The organism is Amycolatopsis sp. NPDC024027 (genome assembly GCF_040638975.1).
In the GTDB taxonomy this organism is placed as follows: Bacteria; Actinomycetota; Actinomycetes; order Mycobacteriales; family Pseudonocardiaceae; genus Amycolatopsis.
The window spans coordinates 21160-34312 of sequence record NZ_JBEZYY010000029.1 but is presented as its reverse complement, the minus strand read 5'-3'; the positions used below and the strand labels follow the sequence as shown (position 1 = coordinate 34312).

Genomic DNA, 13153 nt, shown 5'->3' with positions numbered 1-13153 from the left:
AACACCTCGTGAGCGCCCTCCCCATCCTCGCCGTCACCCTCGGCGACCCCGTGGGCATCGGCCCGGAGATCGCCCTGAAGACCCTCGCCGAGCCCGAAGCCCTGCAGATGGCGCACGGGGTGGCGGTGGGCGACGCGATCGTGCTGGAACGCCTGGTCCGGCACCTGGGCCTGCACCTGGAGATCAACCCGATCGCCACGGTCGCCGACGCGCGCTTCACCACCGGCGTGATCGACGTGCTCAACCTCGGCGTGGTCACCGAAGACCTGCCGTGGGGCGAGGTGAACGCGACCGCGGGCGCCGCGGCGGTGGGGGCGATCGAGGTCGCCACCCGGCTGGCGCTGGCCGGCGAGGTCGACGCGGTGGTGACCGCGCCGATCAACAAGGAAGCCATCTGGGCGGCGGGCTCGCAGCACCTCGGGCACACCGAGATGCTCGGCGAGCTGACCGGGTCGACCCGGTTCAACACGATGTTCTGGGTCTCCGGGCTGAAGATCTTCTTCGCCACCCGGCACCTTTCGCTGCGCGAGGCGATCAACCAGATCACCCGGGAGAACATCGAGCACGCGATCCGGGAGGCGTACACCGCGCTGGAAGTGTTCGGCACGGAGAAACCGAGACTGGCCGTGGCGGCGCTCAACCCGCACGGCGGGGAGAACGGCAAGTTCGGCGACGAGGAGATCATCGCGATCGCCCCGGCGGTCGCCGCCGCGCGGGTGGCCGGGCTCGACGTGGTCGGCCCGATCCCCGCGGATTCCGTGTTCCACCAAGGGATCCAGGGCCGGTTCGACGGGGTGCTCTCGCTCTACCACGACCAGGGGCACATCGCGTCGAAGACCTACGACTTCGACGGCACGGTGTCGGTGACGGTCGGCCTGCCGATCCTGCGCACGTCGGTCGACCACGGCACGGCGTTCGACATCGCCGGCACCGGCCGGGCGTCGCACGGCACCATGCGGGCGGCGTTCAAGGCCGCGGCCACCCTGGCGCCGTACGCGCGGAAGCTGCCGGTCATCTACCCGCCGACCCTCCGGTGATCCCCCGCAAGCGCTGGGCGTACGTCATCCCGGTCGCGGTGGTCATGTACATGCTGGCCTACCTCGACCGCACGAACGTCGCGGTGATCCTGCCCTACATCGGCGACGACTTCCCGTTGTCGGCCGGCGCGAAAGGGCTGGCGAGCGGCATCTTCTTCGTCGGCTACCTGGTGCTGCAGATCCCCGCGGCGGTGCTGGCGGCGAAGTGGAGCGCCCGCAAGACCGTGCTGATCCTGATGATCGCCTGGGCGTTCGCGGCGGTGCTCTGCGGGCTGGTGCGGAACGAAACCCAGCTGCACCTGGCCCGGCTGCTGCTCGGGCTGTTCGAGGGCGGGGTGTGGCCCGCGGTGCTGATCCTGCTGGCGTCCTGGTTCCCGCAGGCGGAACGCGCGCGGGCGAACGCGCTGTGGATGACGTGCCTGCCGATCTCGGCGATCCTCATGTCACCGCTGTCCGGGTTCATGCTCGACCACATGTCCTGGCGCTGGGTGTTCGTCCTGCAGGGACTGCCGCCACTGGTGTGGGCGGTCGTCTGGTGGTTCGCGGTCGCCGACCGGCCGGCGCAGGCCCGCTGGATCTCCGCGGAAGAACGCGAGTACCTCGAAACGACCCTGAAGGCCGAAGAAGACGCGAAGCCGGCGTTCGCCAAGGAGGGCTGTGACAACCGAGGCTTCGCCTCGAGCCGGGGGCTTCGCCACCCGGACCCCCGAAAAGCGGGGTACCGGCAGGCCCTGGCGAACCGCCAGGTGCTGCTGCTGGTCGGCATCTACTTCTTCTGGATCACCGGCTTCTACGGCTTCAGCCTGTGGTTGCCGTCGGTCGTGAAGACGATGACCGGTGGCTCGGCCACCTCCGTCGGCTTCCTGTCGGCCGTGCCGTACGTGCTGGCGCTGGCCGGGATGGTGGCGTGCGCACACTGGTCCGACCGGACCGGCAACCGGCGGCTCGCGGTCACGGTGCCGCTGCTCGTCGCGATCGGCGGGCTGCTGCTGGGCAACCTCGGGCGCTGGCCGGCGGCCGTGCAGCTGGGGCTGCTCTGCGTCGTGGCGACCGGCGTCTACATGCCGTACGGGCCGTTCTGGGCGATCCCCAGCCGGGTCCTCGGCATCGAAGTGGTCGCCGTGGCGATGGGGCTGATCAACGCGCTGGGCAACCTCGGCGGCTTCGCCGGTCCCTACCTGGTCGGCTGGCTGACCGACGTCACCGGTACCACGACCACCGGGTTCGTCGTCTTGGCCGCGTTCCTCGCCGTGGCCGCCGGGCTGGCGTTCTTCGGGCTGAAACCCGTGACTGTGGAAGGCTCGGCGCATGCCTCAGCCGCGACCAGGCACCCGTGACCGGCGCGCGATGCTCCTGGAGGCCGTCCGCGACGGCTCCGGCGGCATCGCGGAACTGGCCGAAGAGTTCGGCGTCTCCGAGTCGACGATCCGCCGCGACCTCGCCTCGCTCGCCGGCGCCGGGCACGTCGTCCGCACCTACGGTGGCGCACTCGACAACGAACGCAGTCCCCTCGAGAAGGACCGGGAGCACGCGGCGGCCAAGGACGCCATCGCCCGGGAGGCCGCCGCGCTCGTCCGGGACGGCGAGGTGGTGCTGCTCGACGCGGGCACGACCACCGGCAGGCTCGCCCGCCACCTCGCCCACCGCGAGGGGCTGACCGTGGTGACCAACGGCGTCACGGCGATCCGCGAGCTCGCGGGCTTCTCCGGGATCGACCTCATCGTCCTCGGCGGCCGGCTCCGGCACCCCGGCGAGGCGATCCTCGGCGAGAGCGTGCTGGCGCAGCTGCGACACATTTCACCCGACCGGGTGTTTCTGGGTGCCGACGGCGTCGTGGCCGGGCGCGGGCTGTGCTGCCCGTCACTGGAACAGTCCGTGGTCAAGCACGCGATGCTCCACGCGGGCGCGGAAGCCTACGTGCTGGCCGACCACTCCAAGCTGGACCAGGCCCCTTTTTCCTACTGGACGCCGCTGGACCGCGAGTACCGGCTGATCACCGACGAGCCGCGGGTGGACGTGATGTTCCCCCAGTTCGCCCAGAGCGTGATCCTGGCGGGCGGTCCCGAAATTGTCGGTGGTGCCGCGCATCATGAATGACGTGGCAGCTGACGTTCTCGACCTCTTCTCCCCCGCGACCCGCGACTGGTTCGCCGGGGCCTTCGCCGCGCCCACCGCGGCGCAGGAAGGGGCCTGGCGGGCCGCGCACGCGGGTGAGCACGCCCTCGTCGTCGCGCCCACCGGGTCCGGCAAGACACTGTCCGCGTTCCTCTGGGCGCTGGACAGGCTCTCGGTGGAGCCGCCACCGGCGGAAGCGACGAAACGCTGCCGGATCCTCTACGTCTCGCCGCTGAAGGCCCTGGCGGTCGACGTCCAGCGGAACCTGCGGGCCCCGCTCGCCGGCATCTCACAGGCCAGCCGCCGGCTCGGGCTGCCGGTGCCCGGGATCGAAGTGGGCATGCGCACCGGCGACACCACCGCGGCCGAGCGCCGCGCGTTCGGCAAGACCCCGCCGGACGTGCTGGTGACCACGCCGGAGTCGCTGTTCCTCATCCTCACGTCGTCGGCGCGGGAGTCGCTGCGCGGCGTCGAGACCGTGATCGTCGACGAGGTGCACGCGGTCGCCGGCGGCAAGCGCGGCGCGCACCTCGCGCTCTCGCTGGAGCGGCTGGACGCGCTGCTGCCGAAGCCGGCGCAGCGGATCGGCCTGTCGGCGACGGTCCGCCCGGTCGACGAGGTGAGCGCGTTCCTGGCCGGTGGCCGTCCGGTGCGCGTGGTCCAGCCGAAGCTGGCGAAGACCATCGAGGTCCGCGTCGAGGTCCCGGTGGAGGACATGGGCAACCTCGACGCGCCGCGCAGCGGGCCGGCGCCGAGCCCGCTCGACGCGCTGGAATCACTGGAGTCGCTGACCGAGGCGTTCCCACCGGGGGAGATCGCCCCGGGCGGCCTGGGCACGCTGGAGGAGATGGCCGGCAACCCCGTGCAGCGGCCGTCGATCTGGCCGGCGGTCGAGGAGCGGGTGCTGAGCCTGATCCGCGCGCACCGCTCGACCATCGTCTTCGCCAACTCGCGCCGGCTCACCGAGCGGCTCACCGCCCGGCTCAACGAGCTGGCCGTCGAGCAGACCGAGCTCACCCCGGCCGACGCGTTCCCGGCGGAAGCCGTCGGGCAGTCCGGCGTGAGCACCGGCGCAGCGCCGGTGATCGCCCGGGCCCACCACGGATCGATGTCGCGGGAGCAGCGCACGCACGTCGAAGAGGCGCTCAAGTCCGGGCAGCTGCCGTGCGTGGTGGCGACGTCGTCGCTGGAGCTGGGCATCGACATGGGCGCGGTCGACCTCGTGGTGCAGATCGAAGCGCCGCCGACGGTGGCGTCCGGGCTGCAGCGGGTCGGCCGGGCGGGGCACCAGGTCGGCGCGGTCTCGTCCGGGGTGATGTTCCCGAAGTTCCGCGGCGACCTCGTCTCCTGCGCGGTCGTCGCGGAGCGGATGGCGAGCGGGGCGATCGAGGCGGTCCGCTACCCGCGCAACCCGCTGGACGTCCTGGCGCAGCACGTCGTCGCCATGGTGGCGCTGGAACCGTGGACGGTGCCGGACCTCGCGTCGCTGGTGCGGCGAGCGGCCCCCTTCGCCGCGCTGCCGGACGACGCCCTGCACGCGGTGCTCGACATGCTCGCGGGCCGTTACCCGAGCGAGGAGTTCGGCGAGCTGCGGGCGCGGATCACCTGGGACCGCATCGGCGGCGAGCTGCGCGGGCGGCCCGGCTCGCAGCGGCTGGCCGTCACGTCGGGCGGCACCATCCCCGACCGCGGCCTGTTCACCGTCATGACCCCGGGCGCGGACGACAAACCCGGTTCGCGCGTCGGCGAGTTCGACGAAGAGATGGTGTACGAGTCGCGCGTCGGCGACACCATCCTGCTCGGCACGTCGTCGTGGCGGATCACCGACATCACGCACGACCGCGTCATCGTGGTGCCGGCGCCGGGCGAACCGGCGCGGATGCCGTTCTGGAAAGGCGATGCGCCGGGCCGCCCGCTGGAACTCGGCCGGGCACTGGGGAAGTTCGTCCGCGAACTGTCCACTTCGGACGATACCAAGGCGCGCGAGCGGGCCCGGGCGGCCGGGCTGGACGAGCGGGCGTGCGACAACCTCCTCGCCTACCTGACCGAGCAGAAGGCCGCCACCCGGCACGTCCCGAACGACCGGACGATCCTGCTGGAGCGCTACCGCGACGAGCTCGGCGACTGGCGGATCGTCGTGCACTCGCCGTTCGGCGCGCAGGTGAACGCGCCGTGGGCCCTCGCGATCGCCGCGCGGCTGCGGGAAAACCGCGGGGTGGACGCGCAGGTGGCGCACTCCGACGACGGCATCGTCCTGCGGCTGCCGGACGCTCTCGACGCCGAAGGCGGCGAGGTGACCATCGGCGCGGACGACGTGCTGCTCGACCCCGAGGAGGTCGAGCAGCTGATCGTCGCCGAGGTCGGCGGCTCGGCCGTGTTCGCGGCGCGGTTCCGGGAGTGCGCGGCCCGGTCGTTGCTGCTGCCCCGCCGGGACCCGCGGCGCCGGACTCCGCTGTGGCAGCAACGGCAACGCGCGTCGCAGCTGCTGTCGGTCGCGGCGAAGTACGAGCGGTTCCCGGTCGTGCTGGAGGCGATGCGGGAGGTCCTGCAGGACGTCTACGACGTCAGCGGCCTGCGCGAGCTGATGGCCGACGTCCGGGCCCGCAAGGTCCGGCTGGTGGAGGTCGAAACGCCGGCCGCGTCACCGTTCGCGCGCAGTCTGCTGTTCGGCTACATCGGGATGTTCCTGTACGAGACCGACGCGCCGCTCGCCGAGCGGCGGGCGGCGGCGCTGTCGCTGGATTCGGGGCTGCTGGCCGAGCTCCTGGGCACCGAGGCGATCCGGGAACTGCTGGATCCCGAAGCCGTCGCCGAGGTGGAACGGTCGCTGCAGCGGCTCGACCCCGAGCGCCACGCGCGCTCGGCCGAGGACGCCGCCGACCTGCTGCGGTTCCTCGGCGACCTCACCGTCGAGGACGCCGCCGAGCGCGGAATCCAGCCCGAGTGGCTCACCGAGCTGGAAGCGGCACGGCGGGCGATCCGGGTGCGGATCGGCGGCTCGGAACGGTTCCTGGCGATCGAGGACGCCGGCCGGGTGCGTGACGCGCTGGGCACCGCGCTGCCGGTGGGCGTGCCCGAGGCGTTCACCGAGCCGGTGGCGGACCCGCTCGGGGACCTGTTGTCGCGGTACGCCCGCGGCCGCGGCCCGTTCGCCGCGGCGGACGCGGCCGCGCGGTTCGGGCTCGGCACCGCGGTCGTCACCGGCGTGCTCGACCGGATGACCGGGGAAGGCCGCTTGGTGCGCGGCGAGCTGAGCCCGGTCGGCCATCCGGAAACCCACGGCGTCGGGGTCGAGTACTGCGATTCGGCCGTGTTGCGCCGGCTGCGGCGGGCGTCGCTGGCGAAGCTGCGAGCCGAAGTCGAGCCGGTCGAACCGGCGGCGCTGGGCCGGTTCCTGCCCGCGTGGCACGGGTTCGGCGGCCGCGTCCGGGCCGCCCCGACGGCGGACGACGTGCTGTCGGTGGTGGAGCAGCTCGCCGGGGCACCGTTGCCGGCGAGCGCGGTGGAGTCGCTGATCCTGCCCGGGCGGCTGCCGGGCTACTCCCCCGCGCTGCTGGACGAGTTGACGACCGCGGGCGAGGTCACGTGGGCGGGCTGCGGCGCGCTCTCCGGCGGCGACGGCTGGATCGCCCTGGCCCCGGCCGACGTGGCCGACCTGCTGCTGCCCGAAGTCGTCGAGGACATCCCGACCGGCCCGCTGCACGACGCCATCCTGTCCACTTTGGAGGGTGGCGCGCTGTTCTTCCGCCAGCTGGTGGACCGCGCGACGGTCCTGGTGGACAAGGCCCCGAACGACGCCGAAGTCGTGGCGGCGCTGTGGGACCTGGTCTGGGCGGGCCTGGTCACGGGCGACACGCTGGGGCCGTTGCGGGCCCAGGTCGCCGGACACGGCGCCCACAAGCCCCGGCGCCAGGCCCCCCGCGGCCGCTACGCACGGCTGCGGGCGGGGCGGCCACAGATGCCCTCGCGATCCGGACCGCCGACGGTCGCGGGCCGGTGGGCGCTGACCCCACCCCGCGAAACCGACGCGACCCGCCGGGCGCACGCGAGGACGGAGGCGTTCCTGGAGCGCCACGGCGTCCTGACCCGCGGCGCGCTCGACACCGAGCGCGTCACGGGCGGGTTCTCCGGGATCTACAAGGTCCTCCGCGGCATGGAGGACACGGGCCAGGTGATCCGCGGTTACGTGGTGGAGGGCCTCGGAGCGGCCCAGTTCGCGGCGAAGGGCGCGGTGGACCGCTTGCGTGCCCTGTCGGGCCCGGGCCGCCCGGCACCGGGCCGGCCGGTGGTCCTGGCCGCGGCGGACCCGGCCCAGCCGTACGGCGCGGCCCTCCCCTGGCCGGCGGCAACGGGCGACACGAAGCACCGCCCCGCCCGCAAGGCCGGCGCACTGGCAGTCCTGGTCGACGGGGTTCCGGCCCTGTACGTGGAGAGAGGAGGCCGGTCCCTGCTGAGTTTCACGGAGGAGCGCCAGCCGTTGTCGGAGGCAGCCCAGGCCCTGTCGGCAGCGGTCCGCGAGGGCTGGCTGGGCCAGTTGTCGGTCCAACGCGCGGACGGCGAGCAAGCACTGACCTCGGAACTGGCGGAGGTGCTACAGGAGGCAGGCTTCCGAGCCACCCCCTCCGGCCTGCGGCTACGAGCCTGAGGCCCGGCAGGGCAAGCCAGGGCCGGGAGCCACAAGGATTTCCCGGCCGGGCCAGGTCCCCGGTCCGGGGCCGGACGTGCTCGCCGGCCCATCCGGTCGCGGCCTCCCGGCCCACGACAGCCGGGGTCGCCGATCGAGGCTGGGCAGCCGGCCGCGGGCAGGGTCGCCGACTGCGGGGCCGGGTCGCGGCCGCAGGTTTGATCGCCGGCCGGGAACCTGGTCAGCGGCCGCAGAGTCGGATCGCCAACCGCACGCTCGGTCGTCGGCCGCGAGCTCGGTCACCGGGACGCGAGTCGCTCGCCAACCGCACGCTCGGTCGCTGGCTGCGTGCTCGGATAGCCAGCCGCGGACCCGGCCCCCCAGCAGAGGAACCGGCTCACCGACCGCAGAGTCGGTCGCAGTCGGGGACCGAGTCGCCAGCCGGGTCGGGCCGCCGGGCCGGGCAGTTCACCCGCACCTCCCGCCTCGCCGCCGGAACCGATCCGCTGCACGCACTCCAACCCCGCAGCCCCGGCAGCCCGGCGTAGGCCATCCCCTCACCCGCCCATCAGCGCCGATTCGCCGCCGCGTCCTCTTCGGCCGTCTCCGGGCGGGCCGGGTTGGTGATTCCGGCGCGACCCTCTTCCTCGCTGGCCTAAGCTGCCAGTCCGACACGCACGAAGGATGTTCTGCTCATGGCGATGCGCGAACTGCGCTATTTCGGGGACCCGATCCTCAAGTCCGTCTGCGACCCGGTCACCGTGTTCGACGAGAAGCTCGAGGCGCTCGTGCGGGACCTGGTCGACTCCGTCAAGCCCGCCGGGCGCGCGGGGCTGGCCGCGCCGCAGATCGGGGTGGGGCTTCGCGTCTTCAGCTATGACGTCGCCGGGCTGGCCGGGTATGTCGTCAACCCCGAAATCGTCGAACTGTCCGAGGAAACGCACGAGATCAACGAAGGCTGCCTGTCGGTGCCGGAGCTGTGGTTCCCCACCAAGCGGGCGAAGCACGCGAAGGTCCGCGGCGTCGACGTCCACAACGAACCCATCGAGGTCGAAGGCGAGGACGTGCTGGCCCAATGCCTGCAGCACGAGACCGATCACCTCGACGGCATCCTCTACCTCGACCGGCTCACCGCCGAGCGCAAGAAGTCCGCCCTGCGCGAAGCGCGCGACAAAGACTGGTTCTGGAAGCGCTGAGCTCAGGCCGGCAGGAACATCCTCAGCCGGGCGCCGTCCTCGATGCCTCTTTCTGTGCGCAGGCCGGCTCGGGCCGCCGTGCGGGGCAGGATGTCGTCGCCCGTCAAGCAGTCCGCGGACAGCTCCGTGATGCCCTGGGCCTCCGCCAGCACCGCGAGCCGCGCCAGGAGGGCCGTGCCGATTCCCTGCCGCTGCCAGTCGTCCTCCACCAGGAGGGAGATCTCGGCGCCGCCCGAATTCATCGGGATGAGCTGGGCCAGGCCGATCACCTCGCGGCCGAAGACGGCGAGCACGCTCGTGCCGCGCGGAGGCACCAGCAGCCGGTGCAGGCGGCGGCGCGGGACCGTGCGCACTCCGGTGTGGTAGCGCCGGAACAGCGTGGCCATCGAGCAGCGGCGGTGCAGTTCGGCCACCGCGTCGGCGTCGCCGGGGACGCCCTTGCGCAGGACGATCGCCGCGCCGTCCGGGCGGTCGAGGACCACCGGGCCGGCTGCGTTCCGGGCCGCCGCCGCGAGCAGGGTCACCAGCGCTTCGGCACGGGTCAGCTCGAGCTGCACGAACGGCGCCCACTGGCGGCGCGCCACCAGCGCGCTGCCGCCGGCCAGCGCGAACACGGCCCGGTGCCCGCTCTCCGTGCGCGCCGGGTTCGCCTCGGCGGCGGGGACGAGCGTGACGACGTCCGCGGCCAGGATGTCCTTCAGCACGTCGGCGAGGCGGGCCGGGTCGTCGACCGCGCGACGGGCCGTGAGCAGCGTCGACGCCGACGGGTCGACCAGCTCGTGGACGTCGGCGTCGATGATCGCCGTGCATTCGCAGCCCTCGGCGCGGATGGCGTCGACCAGGTGCCGCCGGGGCAGGCCGGTCGCGGGGCGCAGCACGATCTCGTCGAGCACGCCGCCCGGCACCGGCAGTACGGACAGGCCGAGGATGTTGCACTCGAGGTCGGCGAGCCGGATGGCGATGCGGGCGAGGGTGCCCGGGTGGTCGTGCATCCGGATCCGCACCCGCCACGCCGACGGCACCGCCGTCTCCTCGGCGGCGACCGTCCGGACCGGCTGGGGCAACGCTCGGGAAGTCTCCATGCCTCCACGGTCCCCCGGGGTTGTTGCCGCTCCAGGACGCCGGTGTTTCGCGCAGATCAGCGTTCGACGCGCCCCGGCAACGCGGCCGAAACACCCAGCCGGACCGCGGCTCGGCCGCGCGGCGCGACCGGGCCTCCCGCGGGCGGAGGTGCGCTCCCCGGCGATCCGGCGCCCGGCCGGTCGAGGAGCCGAGCTCAGCGCGGGGTCAGCACGCAGAACTCGTTGCCCTCCGGGTCGGTCAGCACCCGCCACGGCAGCGCGGGGCCAACCAGGTCCGCCGCCGCCGCACCGGCGGCGATGACCTGCGTCACCGCCGCGGCGTGGTCGGCGTCCGCCGGGGGCGCGATGTCCAGGTGCACGCGGTTCTTGACCCGCTTGACGTCGTCGTTGCGCAGGAATTCCAGCCACGGCCCCCGCGCGGACGGCGCGCGCAGCCCCACCAGGGCATCACCTTCACGGGCTTGGATCGGCCGGCCGGTGATCCGCGCCCAGAAGCCCGCCAGGAGCTCCGGGTCGTGCGCGTCGACCAGGATCGACGCCACCGCGCCGGTGTCCGCGTAGCGCTCGCGGGGTTCGAGGACGCAGAACTCGTTGCCTTCCGGGTCCGCGAGCACCACCCACGGCACCTCGCCCTGTCCGACGTCGACCCGGCGGCCGCCCAGTTCCAGCGCGCGAGAGACCAGCTCGGCCTGGTGGGCCCGTGTCGTGCTCGCCAGGTCCAGGTGGATGCGGTTCTTGACCTCCTTGGGTTCGGGGACCGGCACGAAAACGAGGTCCAGGTCCCAGCCGTCGCTTTCCGGGGCGCGGACGTCGACCTCGCCGGCCTCCTCGACGGCGACGTGCCAGCCGAGCAGCGCGGCCCAGAAGCCCGCCAGGGCATCCGGGCGCGCCGCGTCGATCACCAGGTTCACCAGGCGCGTGGTCATGCGCCGCAGGCTAACCGCCACCTCCGACAATTCCGGTTCGGCTTCCCCACCGGCCGGGTCATCGGGTCGCGAGCCGCAGCAGCGCCCAGAGCTGGGCCGCCTGGTCGTGCACGCCGCGCACGGTCACCGAGGTCAGGGACGCGCGGCCCCAGAGCCACAGGTAGATCTGCGCGGGCCTGGCCGTGACGACGTCGTCCGCGGCCTCGGCCTCCTCGGCCGAACAGCGCCAGGCCTCCGTGGTGACGGGTCCGGCCCGCGCGATCCAGCTGTGCGCGCCGGTCCGGACGCCGACCGAGCCCGCCTTCGTGCCGGTCAGGCCGAGCATCGGCAGCTTCTGCCCGAACCACAGGGTGAGCACCTCGTCGATGCCGTCGATCGCGACGTCGTCGGGCACGCCGTGCGGCTCCGCGCCCGCCGCCTGCTCGACGTCCACCCGGTGGACGACCGTCTCGTGCAGCATCCGGCGGCGCCAGAACCCGTAGGTCCGGTCCGCCGGCCACCAGGTGTCGGCGCGGTCCTCCGGGTCGTGGGCGGCGAGCTCGTCGAGCAGCTCGGTCAGGCCCGTTTCCAGGAAGTCCCGCAGGCTCTGGCCCGGTTCGGGGTCGCGCGGCCAGTCGTCGGGGCTCCGGCCGTCGATCAGCCGGCGCCGGACCAGCCGGTAGAGGCTCCCGACGTGCCGGGCGACCTCGCCGAGCGACCAGCCGGGGCAGGCGGGCACCGGCGCTTCGGTCGGCGCCGCGTGCACCGCTTCGGCCAGCAGCCGGCCTTCGATTCCCAACGCCGTGAGCAACCGCCCCTGGTCGACCGGGCCGTGCTCACGCGACATGGGCTTCCCCGGTGATCGGCAGGCCGTGCACGAGACGGCGGACGAGCTCCAGGAACGGCGTGGCGGCCCCCACCAGCCCGGCGGCCGACTCGGCGGTGACCTTCCCGGTGATCCCGGCCTGCGCGGCGGCGCGGGTGGCCGAGTTGCTGGCGAAGAAGGCAGACCACTCCCGCAGCTCGGGGGCGACGGAGTCGAGCAGCACCCAGGTGCTGGCGGGACGAGCCCGCCCCCGGTGCGGCCGCCCCCGGGCGGCGAGCACGGCGGCGGCCCCCCGGAGGGCGGCGAGGTAGGCCCCGATGAAGCGTTCGGCGGGCCGGGTTTCCTGCGCGGCCTCGGCGAGCCCGCGCCGCGCCTGGGCGAGCAGCCCGGCGGCGGCCGGAGAAGCGGGAGGGCGCAGGGACATGGGCAGCAAGGACTGGTCGGGGTCGGCCCCGGGCGGCCGCAGGGACAGGGGCAGCCCGGGCGGCCCATCGGCGCCGGCCGGGGTCGGGGCTTCGGGAACCGGTGGCTCGGAGTGGCCGGGCTCCGCCGACGACACGACGGGTGGCCGCGGCTGCCCGGACTCCGCCGGGTTGAGCGGCTCAGGCCGGCCGGAGTCCGCGCCGGTGGCCGCCGGCCGGGCAGCGAAAGTCGCCGCTTCCGACCGCCGAGACGGCTCCGAGGCCGACAGCTCGAGCTGCCCGGACTCCGCCACCGTGGACGGCTCAGCCCGGCCAGTGTCCGCGCCGGTGGCCGCCGGCCGGGCCTGCTCCGGGATCGCCGGGGCCGGAAGCGGCAGCTCGGACTGGCCGGAATCCACCACCACGGCCACCGGTCGAGACTCCCCAGAACCCGCCACCACCGAAGACGAAGACCGCGGCAAACCCGGCAACCCCGCACCCGCCTCGGCACCCACCGACCAGGACTCCCCCGAACCCGCAGCGATCGAAGACGAAGGCCGCAGCTCGGCGTCGGCAGCGTCCGGGGCCTTCGAAGCCGAAGTGCACAGGATCGGCAGCTGAGGCTGCCGGGAGTCCGCCGCCGGAGCCGAGGGGCGCTGGCGGGGCTCTGCCGGCGCCGACAGGCACTGCCGGGATCGCCCGCGGGGGGTTCCGGCCGGGGCCGGCTGCGGGCGCAGCGTCATGGGCAGCTCCGGCTGCCCGGGATCCGTGGGGGACACGACCTTGACGGACATGGCGACCCTCCTCCTGCGCGGGTGAGCCCGGCGGGGATCCGGGGCCGGGACGGCTCCGGGCACCTGGCCGGTGCGCACTCACCTAATGTCGAACGCCTGTTCGAACGATTTCCAGAGTAACCCCGCCCGTGGCGTCCGCTCAACCCCAGGGTGGAATCCCGCGGGACACCAGG

The 13153-nt window shown here is 73.7% G+C and carries 9 protein-coding genes; 5 read left to right on the top strand and 4 right to left on the bottom strand.

The annotated features are described in order from the left end of the window. The first annotated feature begins 8 nt into the window (after positions 1–8). The 5 genes from pdxA to def all read left to right on the top strand — a co-directional run bounded on the left by pdxA (position 9) and on the right by def (position 8972). A complete protein-coding gene (pdxA, locus tag AB0F52_RS44470; protein WP_360184318.1) occupies positions 9–1037 on the top strand; it encodes a 4-hydroxythreonine-4-phosphate dehydrogenase PdxA in 1029 nt (342 codons plus the stop codon). Next, the gene (locus AB0F52_RS44465; RefSeq protein WP_360184315.1) at positions 1034–2374 is read left to right on the top strand and encodes an MFS transporter; all 1341 of its coding nucleotides are present in this window, start codon (positions 1034–1036) and stop codon (positions 2372–2374) included. The genes pdxA and AB0F52_RS44465 overlap by 4 nt, the downstream gene beginning before the upstream one ends. After that, positions 2346–3134 carry a DeoR/GlpR family DNA-binding transcription regulator gene (locus AB0F52_RS44460; RefSeq protein ID WP_360184312.1) on the top strand — a complete coding sequence of 263 codons (789 nt, stop codon included), beginning with the start codon at positions 2346–2348 and terminating at the stop codon, positions 3132–3134. Before AB0F52_RS44465 ends, AB0F52_RS44460 begins: the two co-directional genes overlap by 29 nt. After that, complete coding sequence (locus AB0F52_RS44455; RefSeq protein ID WP_360184309.1) at positions 3127–7797, top strand: DEAD/DEAH box helicase; 4671 nt, start codon at positions 3127–3129, stop codon at positions 7795–7797. The genes AB0F52_RS44460 and AB0F52_RS44455 overlap by 8 nt, the downstream gene beginning before the upstream one ends. A 674-nt stretch (positions 7798–8471) precedes the next feature. After that, on the top strand, positions 8472–8972 hold the full coding sequence (def, locus tag AB0F52_RS44450) for a peptide deformylase (protein ID WP_360184306.1): 501 nt from the start codon (positions 8472–8474) through the stop codon (positions 8970–8972). Between the two features lie 2 nt (positions 8973–8974). Here def and AB0F52_RS44445 read toward each other — a convergent pair whose 3' ends face one another. The 4 genes from AB0F52_RS44445 to AB0F52_RS44430 form a co-directional block, all read right to left on the bottom strand. Continuing rightward, the gene (locus tag AB0F52_RS44445; RefSeq protein WP_360184472.1) at positions 8975–10036 is read right to left on the bottom strand and encodes a GNAT family N-acetyltransferase; all 1062 of its coding nucleotides are present in this window, start codon (positions 10034–10036) and stop codon (positions 8975–8977) included. A 212-nt stretch (positions 10037–10248) separates the two neighbouring features. Then, positions 10249–10980, bottom strand: a complete 732-nt coding sequence (locus AB0F52_RS44440; protein ID WP_360184303.1) for a VOC family protein — start codon at positions 10978–10980, stop codon at positions 10249–10251. A gap of 58 nt (positions 10981–11038) precedes the next feature. Beyond that, the gene (locus AB0F52_RS44435) at positions 11039–11806 is read right to left on the bottom strand and encodes a maleylpyruvate isomerase family mycothiol-dependent enzyme (protein ID WP_360184301.1); all 768 of its coding nucleotides are present in this window, start codon (positions 11804–11806) and stop codon (positions 11039–11041) included. Next, a complete protein-coding gene (locus tag AB0F52_RS44430; protein ID WP_353069492.1) occupies positions 11796–12209 on the bottom strand; it encodes an SAV_6107 family HEPN domain-containing protein in 414 nt (137 codons plus the stop codon). Before AB0F52_RS44430 ends, AB0F52_RS44435 begins: the two co-directional genes overlap by 11 nt. Positions 12210–13153 lie beyond the last annotated feature (944 nt).